At 29.4% G+C, this 20,013-nt stretch carries 19 protein-coding genes and 1 tRNA gene; 11 read left to right on the forward strand and 9 right to left on the reverse strand.

Annotation, left to right across the window (positions count from 1 at the left end; translation table 11 throughout):
• Positions 1-5: 5 nt before the first annotated feature.
• Positions 6-1,445 carry an Asp-tRNA(Asn)/Glu-tRNA(Gln) amidotransferase subunit GatB gene (gene gatB / locus HBE96_RS19735; protein ID WP_169299431.1) on the forward strand — a complete coding sequence of 480 codons (1,440 nt, stop codon included), beginning with the start codon at positions 6-8 and terminating at the stop codon, positions 1,443-1,445.
• Positions 1,446-1,510: 65 nt separating this feature from the next.
• On the opposite strand, the gene HBE96_RS19740 is transcribed toward gatB, so the two are convergent.
• From HBE96_RS19740 to iadA, 3 genes are all read right to left on the reverse strand, one after another.
• Positions 1,511-2,188, reverse strand: coding sequence for an ATP-binding cassette domain-containing protein (locus tag HBE96_RS19740; protein WP_169299432.1), 678 nt, complete (start codon positions 2,186-2,188; stop codon positions 1,511-1,513).
• Between the two features lie 20 nt (positions 2,189-2,208).
• Complete coding sequence (gene modB / locus HBE96_RS19745; RefSeq protein WP_169299433.1) at positions 2,209-2,868, reverse strand: molybdate ABC transporter permease subunit; 660 nt, start codon at positions 2,866-2,868, stop codon at positions 2,209-2,211.
• 218 nt (positions 2,869-3,086) lie between these two features.
• Complete coding sequence (iadA, locus tag HBE96_RS19750; protein ID WP_169299434.1) at positions 3,087-4,262, reverse strand: beta-aspartyl-peptidase; 1,176 nt, start codon at positions 4,260-4,262, stop codon at positions 3,087-3,089.
• 183 nt (positions 4,263-4,445) lie between these two features.
• On the opposite strand from iadA, the gene HBE96_RS19755 reads away from it, so the two are divergent.
• Together HBE96_RS19755 and HBE96_RS19760 are read left to right on the forward strand one after the other, a co-directional pair.
• Entirely contained in the window at positions 4,446-4,826 is a 381-nt protein-coding gene (locus HBE96_RS19755; protein ID WP_169299435.1) for a zinc-ribbon domain-containing protein, read from the forward strand.
• A 99-nt stretch (positions 4,827-4,925) separates the two neighbouring features.
• Positions 4,926-5,000: transfer RNA gene (locus HBE96_RS19760), tRNA-Glu, on the forward strand.
• A gap of 68 nt (positions 5,001-5,068) precedes the next feature.
• On the opposite strand, the gene HBE96_RS19765 is transcribed toward HBE96_RS19760, so the two are convergent.
• A complete protein-coding gene (locus HBE96_RS19765; protein WP_342590210.1) occupies positions 5,069-6,772 on the reverse strand; it encodes an ATP-binding protein in 1,704 nt (567 codons plus the stop codon).
• On the opposite strand from HBE96_RS19765, the gene HBE96_RS26785 reads away from it, so the two are divergent.
• From HBE96_RS26785 to HBE96_RS19780, 3 genes are read left to right on the forward strand one after another with little or no spacing between them, the layout of a single operon-like run.
• The gene (locus tag HBE96_RS26785; RefSeq protein WP_281064366.1) at positions 6,751-6,885 is read left to right on the forward strand and encodes a hypothetical protein; all 135 of its coding nucleotides are present in this window, start codon (positions 6,751-6,753) and stop codon (positions 6,883-6,885) included. The genes HBE96_RS19765 and HBE96_RS26785 overlap by 22 nt on opposite strands.
• A 13-nt stretch (positions 6,886-6,898) precedes the next feature.
• Positions 6,899-7,093 carry a hypothetical protein gene (locus tag HBE96_RS19775; protein WP_243187001.1) on the forward strand — a complete coding sequence of 65 codons (195 nt, stop codon included), beginning with the start codon at positions 6,899-6,901 and terminating at the stop codon, positions 7,091-7,093.
• Positions 7,094-7,125: 32 nt separating this feature from the next.
• On the forward strand, positions 7,126-7,593 hold the full coding sequence (locus tag HBE96_RS19780) for a M15 family metallopeptidase (protein WP_243187002.1): 468 nt from the start codon (positions 7,126-7,128) through the stop codon (positions 7,591-7,593).
• A 410-nt stretch (positions 7,594-8,003) separates the two neighbouring features.
• On the opposite strand, the gene HBE96_RS19785 is transcribed toward HBE96_RS19780, so the two are convergent.
• Complete coding sequence (locus HBE96_RS19785; protein WP_169299436.1) at positions 8,004-8,603, reverse strand: TetR/AcrR family transcriptional regulator; 600 nt, start codon at positions 8,601-8,603, stop codon at positions 8,004-8,006.
• Positions 8,604-8,983: 380 nt separating this feature from the next.
• Between HBE96_RS19785 and HBE96_RS19790 the strand changes: the two genes are divergently transcribed.
• The 4 genes from HBE96_RS19790 to HBE96_RS19805 all read left to right on the forward strand — a co-directional run bounded on the left by HBE96_RS19790 (position 8,984) and on the right by HBE96_RS19805 (position 12,486).
• Complete coding sequence (locus HBE96_RS19790; RefSeq protein ID WP_243187003.1) at positions 8,984-9,976, forward strand: HlyD family secretion protein; 993 nt, start codon at positions 8,984-8,986, stop codon at positions 9,974-9,976.
• 16 nt (positions 9,977-9,992) lie between these two features.
• Entirely contained in the window at positions 9,993-10,646 is a 654-nt protein-coding gene (locus HBE96_RS19795; protein WP_169299437.1) for an HlyD family secretion protein, read from the forward strand.
• Between the two features lie 16 nt (positions 10,647-10,662).
• Positions 10,663-12,207, forward strand: a complete 1,545-nt coding sequence (locus HBE96_RS19800) for a DHA2 family efflux MFS transporter permease subunit (protein WP_169299438.1) — start codon at positions 10,663-10,665, stop codon at positions 12,205-12,207.
• A 120-nt stretch (positions 12,208-12,327) separates the two neighbouring features.
• Positions 12,328-12,486 (forward strand): hypothetical protein, encoded by a 159-nt coding sequence (locus HBE96_RS19805; RefSeq protein ID WP_169299439.1) that lies wholly within the window; start codon positions 12,328-12,330, stop codon positions 12,484-12,486.
• Positions 12,487-12,554: 68 nt separating this feature from the next.
• Here HBE96_RS19805 and HBE96_RS19810 read toward each other — a convergent pair whose 3' ends face one another.
• Together HBE96_RS19810 and HBE96_RS19815 are read right to left on the reverse strand one after the other, a co-directional pair.
• Positions 12,555-13,550 carry a biotin--[acetyl-CoA-carboxylase] ligase gene (locus tag HBE96_RS19810; RefSeq protein ID WP_169299440.1) on the reverse strand — a complete coding sequence of 332 codons (996 nt, stop codon included), beginning with the start codon at positions 13,548-13,550 and terminating at the stop codon, positions 12,555-12,557.
• A gap of 104 nt (positions 13,551-13,654) precedes the next feature.
• Positions 13,655-13,825 (reverse strand): hypothetical protein, encoded by a 171-nt coding sequence (locus HBE96_RS19815; protein WP_169299441.1) that lies wholly within the window; start codon positions 13,823-13,825, stop codon positions 13,655-13,657.
• Between the two features lie 352 nt (positions 13,826-14,177).
• Here HBE96_RS19815 and HBE96_RS19820 point away from each other — a divergent pair, with 352 nt between their 5' ends.
• Complete coding sequence (locus HBE96_RS19820) at positions 14,178-14,399, forward strand: helix-turn-helix domain-containing protein (protein ID WP_169299442.1); 222 nt, start codon at positions 14,178-14,180, stop codon at positions 14,397-14,399.
• A gap of 89 nt (positions 14,400-14,488) precedes the next feature.
• On the opposite strand, the gene HBE96_RS19825 is transcribed toward HBE96_RS19820, so the two are convergent.
• Complete coding sequence (locus HBE96_RS19825) at positions 14,489-18,532, reverse strand: AAA domain-containing protein (protein WP_169299443.1); 4,044 nt, start codon at positions 18,530-18,532, stop codon at positions 14,489-14,491.
• Between the two features lie 221 nt (positions 18,533-18,753).
• Positions 18,754-19,689: a DMT family transporter gene (locus tag HBE96_RS19830; protein WP_169299444.1), complete on the reverse strand. Its 936-nt coding sequence runs from the start codon at positions 19,687-19,689 to the stop codon at positions 18,754-18,756.
• Positions 19,690-20,013 lie beyond the last annotated feature (324 nt).

Consider the following 20,013-nt stretch of genomic DNA (forward strand, 5'->3'; position numbering starts at 1 on the left):
AAATTATGAGTTATGAAACAATAATTGGTTTAGAAATACATGCTGAATTAAATACAAAGACAAAAATATTTTGCAGCTGCTCTACTAAGTTTGGAGCTGAGCCTAACAGTAATACATGTCCAGTTTGCTTAGGATTACCAGGAACCTTACCTGTATTAAATGAAGAAGTTGTTGATTTAGCTATTAAAGCAGGAAAAGCTTTAAACTGTAAAATAAATAAATTAAATAAAATGGATAGAAAAAATTACTTTTATCCAGATCTTACAAAGGCGTATCAAATTTCTCAGTTTGATTTACCAATCTGCAGCGGAGGATATGTTGAGTTTGAATTAGATGGAGTTAAGAAGAAAGTAAGATTAAATAGAATACACATAGAGGAAGATCCAGCAAAACTTATTCATTTGGAAGATGAACCATTTTCACTAATAGATTACAATCGTGCAGGTGTACCATTAGCAGAAATAGTTACAGAGCCAGATATTCACTCACCAGAGGAGGCAGTAGCTTTTCTTAAGACTTTAAAATCTTTACTAGAATATGCAGAAGTGTCAGACTGCAGAATGGATCAGGGATCTATGAGATGTGATGCTAATATTTCTATGAGACCAGTGGGACAGGAAAAATTAAATACTAAGGTAGAAATTAAAAATATAAATTCATTTAAAGAAGTTCAAAAAGCATTAGAAAAGGAACAAAAAAGACAACAAGAACTTTATAACTATGGAGAAGGTCATAAGATAAAGCAGGAAACTAGAAGATGGGATAGCGGAAAAGGTAGAACTGTTCCTATGAGATCTAAGGAAGATGCTGATGATTATAGATATTTCCCAGATCCTGATTTAGTACCAATAGTTATTAGTGACAGTCAAATAGAAAATATAGAAAAGTCTATTCCAGAGCTTGCACCACAAAAGAAAGTTAGGTTTATGGATCAATTTAAGCTTACAGAAAAGGAAGTAGAAATTTTAGTTTCAGATAAGGCCCTAAGTCATTTCTATGAGGATGTTGTAGGATTTGGAGCAGATGCAAAAACTGCTGCAAATTGGATTTTAGCTGAAGTTCTTAGAATATTAAAGGAAAAAGGAATGGAATGCAGTGACATGAGCTTAAAGCCAGAAATGTTTTATAAGCTTATAAAATTAATAGGAGAAGGAAAAATAAGTAATACGGCAGGAAAAGAAGTATTCAATGAAATATTTGAATCAGGAAAAGATCCTGAAGAAGTAGTAAAGGAAAAAGGGCTTTCTCAAATAAGTTTATCAGATGTGCTTGAAAAGATAGTAGATGAAGTTTTAGAAGCTAACCCTAAATCTATAGAAGATTATAAGAGTGGTAAGCAGCAAGCAGCAGGATTCTTAATGGGTCAGGTAATGAAGGCTTCAAAGGGGCAGGCAAATCCTAAGGTGGCAAAAGAACTTATTGAAAGTAAATTAAAATCTATGTAAATAAGGTGTATATAGTAAAAGCTATGAAACTAAGGTATTAACCCTATGTTTTATAGCTTTTTAAATTATTCAATAGCAACGTCGGCTGCTAAGGCTGCAGCATTTTCAGCTTCTTTAATTTTTCCATAGCTTATATGTATTATTTTATCTCCTAATAAACGAGCTTCTTCAGGATTGTGCGTAACTAAAATAATATCTATAGAATATAGTTTTTTTAACTGTAAAAATTCTTCATATACTATAGACTTGGTTTCAACATCTAAAGCTGAAAAGGGTTCGTCTAAAAGTAGAACATCAGGTTTTATAGATAGAGCTCGAGCTAGTGCTACTCTTTGTTTTTCACCACCTGATATTTGCTTAGGGTATCTTTTTTTTAAGTGATCAATATTAAAAACCTTCATAATATGTTTAATGTAGTTAGTGTCCTTTAAACTTTTACATTCCAAACCAAATAATATATTTTTTTCTATAGTCATGTGAGGAAAAAGAGCATAATTTTGAAATACATAGCCTACATTTCTATCCTTAATTCTCATATTTATATTTTTTTCAGAAGAAAATATAGTTTTGTTTCCTATAGATATTTCTCCAGTTTCAGGAGCTTTGAGACCAGATATACAATCTAAAATTGTAGTTTTGCCTGAACCGGAGTGGCCCTGTATAACAAGTACTTCTTTATTAATGGAGAAATTCACATCTAAATCAAAACAATACATCTTTTTAAATATTTTAACGTTAAGCATAAAATCCATCCTTAAAAATATTATTTACAATTTCGCTTTGTCCATATATTAAGACTATATATAGTGGTAAAACTGAAAATCAAAACTATTGCTACGAGTATATTAGCAGTTCTGCTGTCTCCACTTTCTACAGCAAAATATATGGCAAGAGGAATGGTTTGAGTTTTTCCTGGAATATTTCCAGCTACCATTAAAGTAGCACCAAATTCACCTAAGGCTCTAGCAAAGGATAAAACTAATCCACTTATTATACCAGGAAAAGCCATTGGTAGAGTGATTTTAAAAAACACTTTAAGCTCACTTGCTCCTAATGTTCTTGCAGCATTTTCATAAACTTTGTCCATGTTCACAAAGGCTGCTTTACAGCTTTGGTACATTAATGGAAGAGAAACTATAAAGGAAGCTATACAAGCAGCGGTTAAAGTGAAAATTAAACTTGTATTAAAAACATTGAAAATAAGTTTACCTATGAAACCATATTTACCTAATATAACTAAAAGGCCATATCCTGTAACAGAAGGTGGTAATACCATAGGTAATATTATTAAAACTTCTAAAACATTTTTGCCTTTAAAGTCATATTTGGTAAATAGTCTAGCTAAAGCGATTCCTATTATGCATGTAAAAATTGTGGAAATTAAAGAAACCTTTAAAGAAATAATTATTGGACTTATTATCATTTGTAACAACCTACTTCTGTTTATTTTTTCAATTAACGTTATACTAATAATAGTTTAACGTAATAAGCTTTTAATGTAAACCATTAAATTTATCCGACCGCTACCATTGTTACTACCCATCTTCTATTAAAGAAGGGGATAAGTACTGCTATGCGTCTAGATAAGTTCTTCTAAGGTTCAGTTGTAGAGTAGTTCTCATAAGCAAAGTCAATCTGAACCTAAGAATCACTTGATTTTGAAAAAGTTCCATACACTGTAGGTTTGTAATTGTTTACCATAATTTTACCTTTACATATGACTGTACTTAAGTTTAGATTTTTATCTAATATTAATAGATCAGCGTCAAAACCTTCGCTAATTTTACCTTTATTTTTAAATTTTAAAAGTTTAGCTGGGGAAGAGGTTAAAGGAATAAGAGATTCTTCCATAGATATACCGTTTTCTATGCACTGTCTTACGGTTTCCATATTTGTAGATGGAAGACCTATTTTTAAAGAAACAAGTTTACCTTTTTCATCAAATATAGGCATACTTCCGCCTGAATCTGAACTCATAGTAATATGGTAAGGAGATATATTTTCTTTAAGCATAGTTTTGTAAACATCAAAAGCAAATATGGAAGCATCTCCTTCTGGTTTAATACCTGTAGTTATATCAATAAAACCTCCATTTTTAGCATATTCTATAGAATGTTTAAATACTAATGGATTTCTATTTACATGAGTAGGAAGTAAATTTTCATAAGGTATTTCGGAATCTTCTATTATGTTAAATACAGGGGTAAGTCCTTTCTTTCCATCACCTATATGTATATGTAAAATACCACATTTACCTGACAGCATACCTCCAACTCTAGCTTCAGAAGCAAGGTGAATTAAATCTTCAGAAGAAGGATTACTACTCCTATGATCTGATACGGCAATTTCACCTACTCCTATTATTTTATCTACTAAAACAATATCTCCTCTAGCACTATCAGTTATTGTTCTTGTAGGCATTTCATAACATCCTGTCCAGCAGTAAGTGTTTATGCCTTCTTCCTCCAACCCCCTTGCTTTGGCAACTAGGCTTCCCATACTTCTTGTAGTACCATCTGTTCCTAATAATCCCACGCAGGTAGTAATACCATTAAGAGTAAAGTCTGTAAGGTTTAATTCGGGAGCTCTTGTGGTAAAGCCGCCTTCACCACCACCACCGATAATGTGAACGTGAAGATCAATGAATCCAGGAGTTAAAGTAAAACCATCTCCATTAATTATTTGAATTTCAGGAAAATCTTTATCGGGCACCTGGATGTTTTTGGATATACAGGCTATTTTATCAAAGCATATGAGAACATCATTTTTACCTAAATATTCTGGTGAATAAATTTCTATGTTTTTTATTAATATCATAGTAAACATCTCCTTTTGAATTAGTAAGCAAATTATTACTTATTATATGTAGTAAAGCATATATTTTATGCTTATGTGCTAAAATATACTATGTTTAGATTAGTTTGTATTGTAAATTGAGGATTTTTGTTGTAACATTATGAAGTGGATTTCTTAGTATATTCAATACTTTAGGAGGGTATTATGTTTTTTATAGGTATATTTGGAATAGAAGATAAACAAAAAGAGATAAAAAATATAAATACTGTAGATTGCAAGAAGTGTAATGGAAGCAGGCATACATTAATAAAGCAGTATTCTTTTTTTCATATATTTTTCATACCGATTTTTAAATGGAATATAAGATATTTTTTAATATGCAACAATTGTAATACTATTTATGAAATATCTAAAGAAAAAGGTATGAAGGTAGAGGCGGGAGAAGATTCCGCTATTACTTATTGGGATTTGAAAATTATAGAAAATGATTATGGAATGTATGGACAGCTAAGATGTGGTAATTGTGGGAGAAATGTAGATTCCAATTTTGAATTTTGCCCTTATTGCGGACAAAGATTAAAATAGTTACAAAAATTGTTGACATATAGCAAAAAATATATTATTATAATAAACGTAGTCGAAAATCCAAAGAAAAAACTTAAATAAACAAAAGAAAAAATATGAGGCCCCTTGGTCAAGCGGTTAAGACACCACCCTTTCACGGTGGTAACAGGAGTTCGAGTCTCCTAGGGGTCACCATTAATTAAAATGTCAGTGTATTAAAATTTAATACACTGACATTTTTTTGATTCAAAGTGTGGCCCTTTCTAATTTATAATTTTTAATGTAAAGAAGAAACAAACACCATTTGGTGTATTTGTAGCACCGTAATCACTATTATGAAGTTCAAGGATTGCTTTTGATATAGCAAGTCCAAGACCTGTTCCTCCAAATTTTTTATTTCGAGATTTCTCAACTCTATAAAAGGTTTCCCAAATTCTACTTATTTCAGCTTCATTAATATTTTTACCAGAGTTTTCAATTGATATTTTTACGTAGGTGATCATGTTTTCTAAGGACAACTTAATATATCCCTTTTCGGGTGTGTTATCTATAGCATTATTTATGAAGTTCAATAATAATTGGCTTATACGAAACTCATCTCCTATGACTAATACATCACTGTAGTTGCTGAATTCCAATGTAATGTTTCTTTCCCTAGCAATATTTTCATATTTAACGCTTATTTTGTTTATAAGATTATTTATGTAGAATTCACAAACATTAAGTTTATATCCTACAGATTCTAAAGTTGACAGCTCTAATAAATCTTTTACAAGCTTATCCATTCTTTCTGTTTCATCTAGTATGGTTTTAAAGGCTAATTCTCTTTCTTTTCCTTGTGCAACATCGTCTTTTATACTTTCAGTGTAACCTCTTATTAATGTAATAGGTGTTTTAAATTCATGAGTTACAGCACCTAAAAATTCCTTTCGAAGCAAATCAAGTTCTCTTTGCAAATCTAAATCCTTTTGTAATTTTTCATTGGCATTAGAAAGTTTATGAAGTGTATTTTCAAGGTTGTATGACATAATATTTATAGTTTTAGCTAAACTTCCTATTTCATTTTCGTTTTTTATCTCACACTTTTCAGAAAAATTTAAGCTTGCTATTTTAGCTGCAGTTTTATTTATTTTCAATATAGGTTTTGCCACCCCGTATGCAAGGATTATAGAAACAATAAAAATTAAAATAATTAAAAACAAACATATACAAATAGCATACTTTTTTAATATATTTGAATAGGTTGATGTAAAAACTTCTGGAATAATTGCAGTTACATAAACATAATCAGTTTTTGATGACATATAGACTTTTTCAAATACTATATACTTAGTAGGAATTTTATATTTATTGTAAATACGGAAAAGAGGCATTTCATTCCCCACGTCAGGAAAGTAATGTATACTAAATTTATAATTTATGATTTTATTTTTAATATAATCAACATAATAAGGATCAAATTTTGATTTTGTATTTCGTGTGATTTTTACATTATTTAAATCTTTATCAAATATAACAAAGTTTATTAGGTTTTGCTTTTCAAAGTCTTCCAAAGAACTTAATTGTATTTTTTCAAAAGCAGTGGATTTAGAATTTATTCCTTCATTTTGGATTAAAAATTTTAATAAATCATATTCTTTATGTGTCAGTACTATTTTTGAGTTGTCCACAGTAACTTCACCAGAATTGAAATTTATAATAAAACCATCTTTTGAAAAAATATTGTCATTAGCATTTAATTTGTTATCAACTCTATTTAAAAGAGCATTGGTCTTTGCTACAAGCACTTTAGGACTGAAAGGCTTGGTTACATATGCATCAGTACCTTCATCAAAGCCCTGTAGTATATCTTGTTCTTCAGTTTTTGCAGTAAGCATAATAATGGGTACATTAGAGAGCTTCCTAATACATTCACAAACTTTAACAAAATAAGGAGGGGTTAAAAATGAAGATTCTAAAAAGAAAATTTATTTTACTACTAACATTTATCTTCACGTTTCAATGCTTTTGTTTTAATACAGTATTTGCAGAAGTAAGTTCAGATAAAGCAGTTTCCACTAATTTTATTGTTGAAAATTGATAATATGTATATTATGGGTATAACACAGGAAGATGTTCAAAAATATCGTGATGAAATTCTTTCAACTACAGCAGAGGATATACAAAATTATGCACCTATGATGGATGCTATCATGAAGCAAAATAATCTGTGTGTAAGCGGAAATGAAAATATAATAAATTCAAATAAAGCATTGTTTCAAAGTATAAAGAATTTATGTGATAATTAAAAGTTGTAAACAACTTATGGAGGCGTATAGAATTGAAAAAGTTATTTATGATGCCAGGTGAGGCAGCTAGGGCTTTAGAAAATTTATTTGCATACGCTGGTAAGCAAGATATAAATTTATATGGTAACTCTGGTTATAGGTCTTATGCATCACAAAAGCAAGTTTATAAGGAAAGAATAAAAAAGGTTGGTAAAAAGCAAGCTGATGAGTATGTGGCAGAACCTGGAGCTAGTGAACATCAGACTGGTCTTGCAATGGATGTAACTAATAAAGAGGGGGCGCAAGGTCGATTAATGTTAGACTTTGGACAAACAAGAGAGGGAAAGTGGCTAAAGGCTAATGTCTATAGATTTGGATTTATTATGAGATATCCAAAGGAAAAAGAATCTATAACAGGTTATAATTATGAGTCCTGGCATATCCGATATGTTGGAGTAAAGGCAGCAAAGGAAATGTTTAATAAAAATTTGGTATTGGAAGAATACTTAGGTGAGAAATAATTTGTATTTTAGAATGAAGTTTATAAAAATAATGCCAAGCAAGTAACCGAAGAAACGTTAAGCTGTATTACGGCTGATATATGTTATGCAGGAACACTCACTTCATTAAGAAGTTCTAATTGCTTGAGATATTGAAAAATACCTACCTCTTCAAATGCGACGTCCTGGCAAAAATTACGGTATTTTTCAATATCTCAAGCAAAGAACTTCTAAAATTTGTTCGAATGTTCCTGCACAACATATATCAGTCTTCATACCGCTTATCCTATATCTCGTAGTAAAAGTTAAAATCAAAACTTTCACTGCACTTTGCTTAGCATTATGCTTATATTAAGCCCAAATTGAATATACGAAAGTCGAGTAATGAATTTATAGATGTATTACATGAAAAAATATTGTTGAATTTTGTGTTACTTACCTTGAATAGATTCAATTAATAGTTCAATATAATCATATCTAACATTTTTATTTTTATAATCAAGACCAGCAATATTTTCTATTTTATTACCTAATAATATAGGAAATATCAAAGTGCTAATTATTTGCAATCCCATCATATGCAAATGATAATCATCTTTAACATCCGTCAATTCTTTTAAAATATTCATTAAGCTTGAAATTCCTTCTTGTTGAAGAAATTTCATATATTCAGGTTGAATTTCTTCATTATATATAAGTTTATTAACGAAGTTTTTAAATACATCAGGATATTCTGTACTAACATCTGAATAACTTTTAAGAAAATTTCTAAGTCTTTCTACTGGAGTTAATTCATTGTTGTCGAGAATCTTAAAGGAATTTCTAAACATACCAGTAAAACATTTTAAAGCTTCATTAATAACATTATCTTTTGATCCAAAATGATAATTAATAGATGCTATATTGACATCAGCGGCAGCTGCTATTTTTCTTGTGGTAACATTCTGGAAACCTTCTTTTCCAATGATGTAAAGTGTTGAATTTAGTATTCTTTCTTTTGCATTTGATGCATTTTTTAAATTATTTTTCATATGAGTTCCTCCTAAGCTGGTAACAAAAATCTATGATTTTGTATAAATAGCTTATTACTATTTTACATGTAAACAATGTTTAAAACATATTTCAATATTATCATACTAATTTATATGTTTTTTGTCAATAACAAAAGGCATATGTATATATTTTTTTTATTATAATTTACAAAGGTATTTGGCTAACATAAAGGCATTTTCAAAAATGATTTTTTTGTATTCTAATTTTAAAAAGAAAAATTATATTGACAATTACTGGTGTTAGTATTAATATTTATTTAAACAATGTTTAAAACATAGATTAAAACCATGTTTATTTTTTTGAGTATCAGCTGATTTTTATTGATAACAGAGCTTTTAATAAAGGAGGAAATATGTTTATGTTCACTAAAAAAAGAATAAAAAAGTTAATGCCATTGTTATTATCATTAACCATTACAACATTATTTGCAGGATGTTCCTCAAGAGAAAATAACTTTAGAAGGAGCAGTGAAAATAAAACACAATCTGAAGATACATACATTTTAAGTGGAAAAATTCAAGCAGATAATTATGCCAATATATCTTCTCAAATCAATGCAAAAGTAACTGAAATTAAAGTAGATGTGGGTACCAAAGTAAATGCTGGGGATCCAATCATTTACTTAGACAATAAAGACCTTCAATCTCAAGTGGATCAAGCAGAAGCTGCTGTTTCAACCAATCAAGCCAACTTAGATAAAATTAAGGCTGGAACAAGACCGGAATCAATTGCTTCCCAAAGGGCACTTGTAGCTGGAGATAAAACAGCTTATGATATTGCTCAAAAAAATTATGCGCGTCAAAAACAACTGCTTCAGGGAGGTAACACTGCTGAAGTAAACCTTGAACAAGCACAGCAGGCATTCTCTGCTGCAAAAGCTAAGTATGATGCAGATTCACAAGCTCTAGCTTCTATGGAAAATGGTCCAACACAAAGTGATATAAATGCATCTCGGGCACTTGTAAAGCAAGCTGAAGCTGCGGCAGAAGTATCCAAAACTTCATTAACTCATACAGTTATTACAGCACCCATATCAGGAACAATTACTGTAAAAAATATAAATGTAGGAGAAATGTCTGGTGCTAACCAACCTCTTGTTACAATTGTAAATGGTGATGGACTTCATATAGATAGTTATGTACCAGAGAACTTACTTGCCAGGTTAAAAAGAGGGCTTCAAGTTAATGTGAAAGTATCTGGATTTTCAGATAAAGTATTTCAAGGCGAAATTTCAACAATAAACTCACAAATAGATTCTCGTAATAAAAATGCTTTAGTAAAAATAGTTCTTAAAGATCACAGTGATATTCTAAAACCAGGTATGTTTGCAGAAATAGGGTTAAAAAAATAAGGTGGGTGAATAAATTATGAAATCAAATAAAAAGATGTTATTAATTCCTGTGTTTATATTAATGTTAGTAGTTGTAGGAGGTATAATTGCATATTATTGGTACGATTCTACATATTTTGTATCAACAGATGATTCAACAGTTCAAAGTGATTTGGTAAAAGTAGCACCACAAATTACAGGTAAACTTGCAGAAATAAATATTAAGGATGGTCAGTATGTGGAAAAGGATCAAATAGTGGGTAGAATTGACATGGGAAGCTTACCAGATACAAGTATGGATTCTTCCATTGTAAGAGCACCTATTGATGGAGTTGTATTAAAAAAGCAGGGAACTGCAGGAGAGATAGTTACTGCAGGACAACCACTTGCTACAATGATAAATCCATCTGCTATATATATAAATGCCAATATAGATGAAACAAAGGTTAAAAAGGTGAAGATTGGACAAAAAGTTGATATTACTATAGATCAATATGATGGTTTAAAGTTAACTGGTAAAGTTACTGATATTGGTGAATATGCTAATTCTGATTTGGCTATTATTCCTACGTCAACTAGTGGGACCTTCACAAAGGTTGTACAGAAAATTCCTGTAAAGATTTCACTTTCTGAAAATAATTATAAACTATTACCTGGAACAAATACTGTTGTTAAAATCCACGTTAAATGAAAAGAGGTAGATTTTTATGGAAAAAGATATTACATCAGATTCATATAGATGGTTTGCCCTTGCAGCAGTGGTTATGGGTACGTTTATGGCTATTCTTGATACTAGCATAGTAAATATCGGAATACCTAAGATGATGGCAGTTTTTAATGTATCTTTGGATTCTGTGCAGTGGGTGTTAACTGCATATACACTTACATTAGGTGCTATTGTACCTCTTACAGGATTTTTAGGAGAAAAATTTGGGAACAAGAAATTATATATTTTTGCATTAATTTCATTTACACTGGGTTCCTTTCTTTGCGGTATGTCCTGGAGCAATTCAGCTATGATAGTATTTCGTATACTGCAGGCTCTTGGAGGCGGAATGATTATGCCAGTTAGTATGACTATTATTTTTCAGATGTTTGGACAAAAAGAACGTGGACTTGCTATGGGCTTTTGGGGAATAGCTAGTATGGCAGCTCCTGCTATTGGTCCTACTCTTGGTGGTTTTATTATTGAAAAATTAGATTGGAGATTAATTTTTTATGTAAATGTTCCTATTGGAATCATTGCAATAATTTTATCTGCAATGTTATTAAAGGAATTTCCTCATAAAGCTCCTGAAAAAGTTGACATGATGGGTTTTTTATTTTCAACAGTTGGAATTGTAAGCATTTTATATGTGCTAAGTGAAAATCCTATAGATTGGAGTGATGTGAAAAATCCTGTTATATTAGCAATAGGAATTTTTAATCTAATATTGTTTGTTATAAATGAATTAACTATCAATGAACCACTTTTAGATTTAAAGGTACTTAAAAAATTGGATTTTTCCTTTTCTTTAATTGCACTCACATTAATTAATATGGCGTTGATGGGAGGTGTGTATGCAATACCTTTGTTTTTACAAAGACTTAAAGGATATACAGCTATGCAAACAGGTATATTAATGTTTCCGTCTGCAATTGTTACAGGATTAATGATGCCTATAAGTGGAAAAGTAGTGGATAAAATAAACCCAAAGATAATAATACTGCCTGGACTAATTTTATTAGGTTTGTCATCATATCAATTGGGAAAGATAGATTTAGATACTTCTAGGAATATGACAAATTTGCTTTTAATACTTAGAGGTGCAGGGTTAGGACTTACTATGATGCCGCTTACTACATTGGGAATGAATGTTTTACCACAGAATTTAATTTCCCAAGGTTCAACTCTTCAAAATACTTTTAAGCAAATAGCAGGATCTGTTTCTATAACTATGATGACGCTTTCTCTTACAAATAAATCAGATATATATTATTATAGGTTATCAGAGCAAGTAACGCCTTTTAATATACAAGCAGCAGCGTTTTTTAATCAAATGCAAAATAAACTAACACTTAACGGAATATCTTTAACTCAATCCCAAGTTCAAGCTAAAAGCATTCTTATGGGACTTTTAAAGAAGAAGGCTTCCGTAGATGCTTTTGATTATATATTGATGTTATGTGCACTGTTTGTATTGATAGCGTTAATTTCAACTTTATTAATAAAAATCAAACCTAAAGTGGAAACCCAGTCTGCTGAGAGCTAAATTTTATTATATATAGTAGTAAAATAAAAGTTTTAAAAGTATAATTGGCATAAAAACAGTTAATATGATATAATTGGACGATAAAGTTAAATTTCATATTAAGAAGGGGGATAAACCATATTGAAACTAAATAAATTTAGATGTGATTGTGGTTGTTATAAATTTAAAACAATAGTGTTTAATGTTCAAAAAAATAGTGAAATTTTAAAATGTACGCAGTGCGGTCAAAAATGGACAAGAATAGGTTCAGTTTATAAAGAACAAAATAATAAAAAATAGGGCAATTCTCAAAATGCATGTGTATGCATTCTGAGAAATCCCTTTTATTTTTTTAGATAGCGCTTTTATTATTGGGGAGTGTAACTATCATTTATTCCTCTAATTGAAACTTCACCAGAGACAACTTTGTATATATTTCCATCCTTAAGCTCAACTATTAATTCTCCATTTTCATCTAAATCTAATGCTTTAGCCAAAGTTTCCTTATTTCTATTTATAATTTTAATTTCTTTTCCTATGAGTATGGAATTTTTTCTGCATATATTTATAGAAGTTTTTATGTTATCTTCTTCTACAAATTCTTCATATAGTTTTTCAAAATTATTAAGTAAGATACCTACAAATTCTTTTCTCTTTATGTAATTTTTTGTTTCAATACTTATGGAAGTAGCTTTGTTTTTTAATTCTTCAGGAAAATCATTTTCATCTATATTTGCATTTACACCTATGCCCATAACTACATAGTTAACTTTATTTAATTCTCCACTCATCTCGGTTAAAATTCCGCAAACTTTTTTATTATTTAAAATTATATCATTAGGCCATTTAACATTAACATTTATATTAAAAGCTTCACAAGCTTTAACGACAGCAGCGGCTCCTATTTGAGTGATTTTTGGTACTTTTAAAGGATCTATATCTGGTCTTAGGATAATAGATATCCAGATACCTTTATATTTAGGAGATAAAAAAAATCGTCCTAATCTACCTTTGCCAGCAGTTTGTTCTTCACTTATTATTATAGTGCCATGGGAAGCATCCTTTAAAGCAAGTTCTTTTGCTTTTGTATTTGTAGAATCTAAGCTTTCAAAATAAAATAAGTTTCTTCCTATATATTTGGTAGTTAAATTTTCGTTTATTTCTTCAAAAGAAAGTAAATCTGGAGAAAAAGTTAAATTATATCCTTTATTTGATATGGAATCTATATGATAGCCTTCGTTTCTTAAAGTATTTATGTATTTCCATATAGCAGTACGGCTTACACCTAACTTTTCACTAATTATTTGCCCTGATATAAAATTTCCCTCATTTTCTTTTAGCAAATGAAGAATCCTATTTTTCATTAAATTCACCTCACCTATATTAACTAGTATATTATACTACAAAAAATAAAAAAGAGGCAAAGTCTTTCATACAATGACAAACTTTGCCTCTTTTGGCTTATGAATTATATATTGTGTGATAGTTTTGAACGTTTAGTAAATTTTTTACCATTAGAGTGAGAACCTATTTTATCCCCTTGAATTATACCTATGTCAGAGCCATCTTTAGGATACATTTTTCTAAGTTCAGCATTAGATTTATCATCGCTTCTCATATGACTTTTATTATTATCCATGATTATACCTCCATATAAAAATGAAATACTTAGTTATAACATACCCCAATAACAAAAGTTTATTTATCCAATTGATACCAAAAACTATTAAGGAAAAATTAATATCAATAATTATTATGTTTAAATTAGTATCAAGTTAATATAAAATGAATACTTTGAGTTATTTATTTTATATAGCCATATATTGCGATTTAATCTAATAAAAAACACTATAAATAATGAATGTAGCTATAAAAATCTTAAATATGCAAATTCCTTAAATAATAAAAAACATATAAAAAGTACTATAAATATTCCGAAAAAAAAGTTATAATTGAAGTAGGAACTTAATAATTAAATAGGGGGTTTTCTTATGTTAGACGGTAAAAAAATTCGTGATATAAGATTAAATTTGGGTTATACTACTTTGGATATCCAAAATCTTACGAACAATCCGAAATATGAAACTTCAATTTCAAAATCTTATTTAGAGGAATTAGAAAGAGGGGACAAGAGAAATCCGAGTTTTAAAAAAGTAGTTGTCCTTGCAAAAGTTTTAAGATGCAAGGTAGATGAACTAATATTAAGTGCCTAATAAATTGATTACGTAAACGAAAAAATAAAGTGGCAGCAGTACTAAAGTTTTACATACAGCTGCCGCTTTTAGTTTTATTTAAATTTAACTTATACTCGGTTTGATTGCAAATAATGAACAATTTTATTTATACTATTTTCGGGATTATAATAAAATTCGCTCTCACGCAGTATAAAGAACTTCCAGCCAACTCTTTGAAGAGTCATTCTTCTATTATGGTTTTCTTCCCAGTTCAAGGAGAATGCAGTATCTTCGCCGCAGCAATCCACTGCTAGTCTACTGTGAGAACCTTCTACCACAAAGTCTATTCTATATTTTCCTATTTTTACATCACATTTAACCGTATACCCTCTTTTTTCTAGAGCACAGAATACGTCATTTTTAAAACCAGATACTAATAGATTATTTGTCTTTTCATACTGGAGTGATTTTTTTTCACTATTTGAGCAGTAACTTAAAAGACTTGATCTTACGCATTTTGGATTTAAATCCTCTATATCCACGCTATGAAATAAGAACATTTGATTTTTAGCACGGCTTGCAGCAACATTAAATCTTCGTATATCTGATTCCTTAGTTAAAGCTGTAAATTTAGCATTTTTAGCAATAACTAAAGATAAGAATATGATGTCTCTTTCATCACCCTGGAAAGAATAAGCATCACCGCATATTAATCTTCTGCGTATCATTTCTTCAATACCTAAATTTTCTTTAAGCAAATTTTCGATAAGTTCACTTTGAGCTTCTCCTAAAAGGGATATAACACCCATAGTCATATTTTTATATTTTTCATCACTGCAGCACTGAACTATTTTATTTACTATAGCTAATGCTTCTTCCTCATTTACATTTTTAGATAAATCTTTAAAACCATTTTCTACTTTAATTGCAGAAACTGTAGGTGAAAATGAATCAGAAGCTTCAGGACATCTTAAAGGTATAATTTCTCGAGAATAACATAAATCATTACTGAAACCAATTATGCTAGGGGCACATCTAAAATGTTCCTTAAGAACCAAACGGCTTGGAAATACTCTTAGTGCTGTATGATAAAGGCTGGTTTTCAAATCAAACCATTCACTATGAGGAATATCTTTTAAATATCTGTGAATAAGATTTTCAACCATTTCATTATCTTTACCTATAGCTTCAGGGCTTATCTGCCATTCATCACCAACAATAACAGCTCTCTTGCCTCTAAGCAGTACAGTTAGTGCTGAAATGTCACTTTGACTGCTTTCGTCTACAATAACAACATCAAATAAATCATCTTCTAGCTTTATAGTTTCTATAACTTTATTTAAAGGCATAATCCAAACAGGTATGACCCCTTTACAATTTTCCATTTCTTTTTGGGCTAATCTTCTATACTTTGAAGCTTGTTTTCCTGTACCTTTTCCAATCCTTTTTATAGACTCCATCCAGGTAAAAAGACTTCTTTTTTGGGATTCAGTAGTACGTATAATTTGATTGTACCAGGTTTTTTTAGCCACTATTTCTTTTATTAACATAGTCTCTCTTAAATTTTCAGCTTCTATATCCTGTTCTAATTGTTCAGGTTTTAATTTGTATATTTCACTTAAAAGAGAACTGCCAGCTTTCCATTTCCAGGCGTTATCCCAATTTGTGTAATTATCTAAAGTAGAATTATCTGACCACTTGCTTAAAAGCTTTTTAGTAAATAAAGGACAGGTACTTTGAAGTTTACTTATATACGTATTTAATTCATTAGCTGTATCTTTTATTTCTTTGAATTTCCACAAATCATCATACAATTTTCTTAATTTTACTTTATCGTAGTCAGCTATCCAATCAGCAGCTTCATTTAAATAGTCATTTTTTATAAATAGTTTTCTTGTGGTTTGCAGTTTAGTATTTAAAGTTTCATGTTCTCTTATATATTTTACAGATTGAAATACATTTATTAAGTAATAATAATCTTTTTTGTTGTATAAGTTAATTTCAACAGGAAATTTTGAACCGGCTAAGTACTCGTGAATAACATTTGCATAAGATTTTTCCCAATCGACTATGGTTTTTATTTCCAATATGTTTTCCGAAATAGTATTTAAAAGATTATTATCTGAATTAGTTATTAACCTTCCACCATATTCTTTTACTGTATTATTCCATAAGGTTTTAAGATTTCTTTCTAAAAGTTCTTTTTCTATAGCCTTTTTAAATATATCACACTGCTCCTTAGTAGCTAAAGGCCTGTAATCTACTTCACAATCTTGTAAAATATAATTGCATTGGTTATGAAATAACTTAAATATAGAACCTATCTTTCCTTTATTACTAATATAATTATAAATTATTTCAAAATCATTTTTTAGTTTGGTTAAGTTTATACCAGAAGGAAATTTAACGTTATGTGAATTTACAATCTGTTTTATAACACTTATTTCATTTATATATTTATTTAAATTTAGAACTATATCTTTCCAAAAGTCTTTATAAGCATTATTGCTATAATAGGATTTTAATACAGATTTAAGCCAGCTATTTTCTATTATTTCTATTTTTTCTTTGGATGATGTGATAAACTTTAAAAATTCTTCTAACCTTTGGTCATCCATTTCAATATCACACAGTTCTATATTTTTTCTGTAACTGTCCAAATTATTTTGCAAAAATTTTACTCTATCTAAAGTTTCTATTATTTCATCGTAGGAAGGAATTTTGTATAATAGACTTCCAACCTTATTAAGCTTGTCTATATCATCTTTTTTATTTTCTTTCATTAGTTTTATAAGTTTATTAAAATCCTGTTCTGTTAAAGTAGATCTTGTCTTCATATCTATGTTATCGTCTAGCCATGAACAGGTGCTTTTATTATCTTTAATCCATTTTGATAATTTTGTAAGGGTAAAAGTTTCATTTCTATAATTTACACTTTTATTTTCAAAGGATTCTGCTTGTTTTAGCTCAGACATAAGATTTTCTATGTTTTTTCTACATTTTCTTAATTCATCTTCTAAAGGTTCAGTTTCCTTCAAAAGAATTTTAGGATTGATTGATAAATTTTCAGTTATTTTTCTTACAGAATCATCTAGATCCTTTAAAGCTTTTGTATCGTTACCTAAAAGACTTATACATAAAGACCTTATTTCTTCAGGTATTTTTTCAGATAATACTTTTAAAGCTTTATCTGTTTGACTTGTAACGAGAACTCTTTTTCCATGAGCCATAAGATGGCAGATTAGATTACATATAGTATGGCTTTTTCCAGTTCCAGGAGGTCCCTGTACCACAACTCCGAAGTTATTAGCAAGCCTTTTTGTTATTTCTCTTTGCTCTTCATTAGCTGGAAGAGGAAATAATATATCTTTGCCTATACTTTCCCATTCATTATAAATGTCGTTATTTCCTGAAGAATTAGTTTCTTTTACTAGGGCTTCTATAGTCTTAGGTATGGAGTTACCTTTATCTATGTAATTTAATATATCATTAAGCTCCGTGTCCCACAGTCTTGTGTCTATATTTCTTAAAATGATACAAGGAGTATTATAAAAAACAGGTGCCTTTGAAACCTTGATAGAACTTAGAGGAGTAATATCTTTATTTAATGAATTTTCTTCAGGCGATGGACTTAGGCAATTTAAAATATTTATTAAAATAGGCTCCAGATCACATATATTTCGTGCATCTACTCCATGCTTTTTTACATCTAAAGCTATATCTAGTAATTTATCTAAATTAGGTAAATCCAAACCTTCTAATATTCCTGTTTCAAAATTTGTTATGTTATTATAAGGGGAAAGGGTAAAAACTGCTTTTTCAGCATTAAAGTTTAATACCATTTTGGTGCTGAACATAGGGTGAATTATTTTTTCACCATGCACTTCTAAGGCTAAAAGCCCGTGTCCCCAAATTATTTCTAAATCCTCACTATTTTTTTCCATGGTAGAATATATTTTAAATAAAGTGTTGTATAAATCATCACATTCTTTATTAACTGTAAGCCAATTTTCATCATCGGTTTTGTTAAGTATACATCCATTTTTATTGTGTAAATCTTGTTCAGAAATTACTTTAATATATTTTGTAACATCTCTTACTATTTTTTTATCCATATTTTTAATGCTTAGTAGATATAAAAATATATTTCGTATTTTTTCTCTCGTGTCCAAAATAAAACCTCCTATAGTAAATAATACAGTTCATTATAGCATATATGTGAGTAGTAGTACTAGTATCCCTATATATGGCAGAAAATAAGTTTCCCTACACAAAAAAATATGTGTAGGGAAACATTGTGTTTTTGTAAATTTTAAATTATGATACCTTTAATTTTATATATTATAGACGCTATAATATTAAGCCTGTGTTATGGCGTGAAGTATAAGAAAAGCTAGGCTACTTTTTCTAACTGTTCTCCTTCTTTTTGTAACTGTTCTTCTTTGCTGGCATTTTGTATGAAAGCCACTGCAAATATTATAACAAATATTCCAAATATCTGTGGTAATTGTACTGTTTCATTAAAACATAAGAATCCCAGTAGAGTTGCAATTATAGGCTCTACACTTACTAGTACACTTGCTTTGCTTGATTCTATATATTGAAGTCCTTTAATAAATGCACCATTTGGTATAACTGTAGCTACAAAACCTATTCCGATAACTAGCATTACAGCTTTAGGACTACTTACAGACATCTTTATTAATTGAACTGGTGGTTTTAAGCACCAAAAGAAAAGTGCTGCAAAAATAAATGAGTAGCTTAACTGAGTTCTATAATCATATTTACTTACTCCAACTTTTCCTAATATGTTTTGAAGAGCTACAGCGAATCCTGAAATAATTCCACATATTATTCCAATGGCATTTAACTTTAATGAACTTGAATCATAAGCTTTTGATATTAAAATGCATCCAATTATAGTAAGTATGACTGAAAGCATTTTTTTATTAGTTAGCTTTTCTTTAAATATTATTCTAGACATTATCATTACCATTATAGGACTAGTAAATAAAAGTACTGAAGCTGTAGCAATACTTGTATATTTTACAGCGTATGTAAAAGATAAAAACATACCATCAAAAGTTACTACTCCATAAATTAAAAAGAATAAAAGACCTTTTAGGTCTATTTTAAATATTTTAGGATTTCTTATTAAATTAAATAATACATAAAATAAAACTGCGACAGTAGGCCTTAAAGATGCTATCTGCAAAGGGCTAAAACCTAGATTGCTAAGTCCTCTAGTAAGTACTCCCATCATCCCCCAACAGGCGCCAGCGAGTGTTATTAATAGGTATCCATATTTTGTGATTTTAGCATCATTCATTAGATGTCACCTCCAGGTTAACTATAATATACCTTTTATGATTTGTAGTCAAGTTAAAAACATTAATGGTAATTTGTTTTTGGTGATAGAACTAGGATTAAAATAAAATCCATTGAGAAAAATTTTAGATACTAAAGCATGGAAATACACATACTAGATAAACTTTAAAATTAGAGAATGAATATTGAAAAATACCTATTATGATTGTAAAATTATGTTATGTACAATTATGATGATGAAATTTATAATATATTTTTAGAAAAGGAAAAAGAATACGTTTAAAATTTGTTAACAAGTTTGACAACAAATTGTAACAGTAAATAT

Origin of the sequence: Clostridium muellerianum (assembly GCF_012926525.1) — a bacterium.
GTDB lineage: Bacteria > Bacillota > Clostridia > Clostridiales > Clostridiaceae > Clostridium_AM > Clostridium_AM muellerianum.

Coding starts and splice junctions, on each gene's coding strand:
- gatB (WP_169299431.1), top strand. CDS start 6: ATGAGTTATGAAACAATAATTGGTTTAGAAATACATGCTGAATTAAAT.
- HBE96_RS19740 (WP_169299432.1), bottom strand. CDS start 2,188: ATGCTTAACGTTAAAATATTTAAAAAGATGTATTGTTTTGATTTAGAT.
- modB (WP_169299433.1), bottom strand. CDS start 2,868: ATGATAATAAGTCCAATAATTATTTCTTTAAAGGTTTCTTTAATTTCC.
- iadA (WP_169299434.1), bottom strand. CDS start 4,262: ATGATATTAATAAAAAACATAGAAATTTATTCACCAGAATATTTAGGT.
- HBE96_RS19755 (WP_169299435.1), top strand. CDS start 4,446: ATGTTTTTTATAGGTATATTTGGAATAGAAGATAAACAAAAAGAGATA.
- HBE96_RS26785 (WP_281064366.1), top strand. CDS start 6,751: ATGAAGATTCTAAAAAGAAAATTTATTTTACTACTAACATTTATCTTC.
- HBE96_RS19775 (WP_243187001.1), top strand. CDS start 6,899: ATGGGTATAACACAGGAAGATGTTCAAAAATATCGTGATGAAATTCTT.
- HBE96_RS19785 (WP_169299436.1), bottom strand. CDS start 8,603: ATGAAAAATAATTTAAAAAATGCATCAAATGCAAAAGAAAGAATACTA.
- HBE96_RS19790 (WP_243187003.1), top strand. CDS start 8,984: ATGTTCACTAAAAAAAGAATAAAAAAGTTAATGCCATTGTTATTATCA.
- HBE96_RS19795 (WP_169299437.1), top strand. CDS start 9,993: ATGAAATCAAATAAAAAGATGTTATTAATTCCTGTGTTTATATTAATG.
- HBE96_RS19800 (WP_169299438.1), top strand. CDS start 10,663: ATGGAAAAAGATATTACATCAGATTCATATAGATGGTTTGCCCTTGCA.
- HBE96_RS19810 (WP_169299440.1), bottom strand. CDS start 13,550: ATGAAAAATAGGATTCTTCATTTGCTAAAAGAAAATGAGGGAAATTTT.
- HBE96_RS19815 (WP_169299441.1), bottom strand. CDS start 13,825: ATGGATAATAATAAAAGTCATATGAGAAGCGATGATAAATCTAATGCT.
- HBE96_RS19820 (WP_169299442.1), top strand. CDS start 14,178: ATGTTAGACGGTAAAAAAATTCGTGATATAAGATTAAATTTGGGTTAT.
- HBE96_RS19830 (WP_169299444.1), bottom strand. CDS start 19,689: ATGAATGATGCTAAAATCACAAAATATGGATACCTATTAATAACACTC.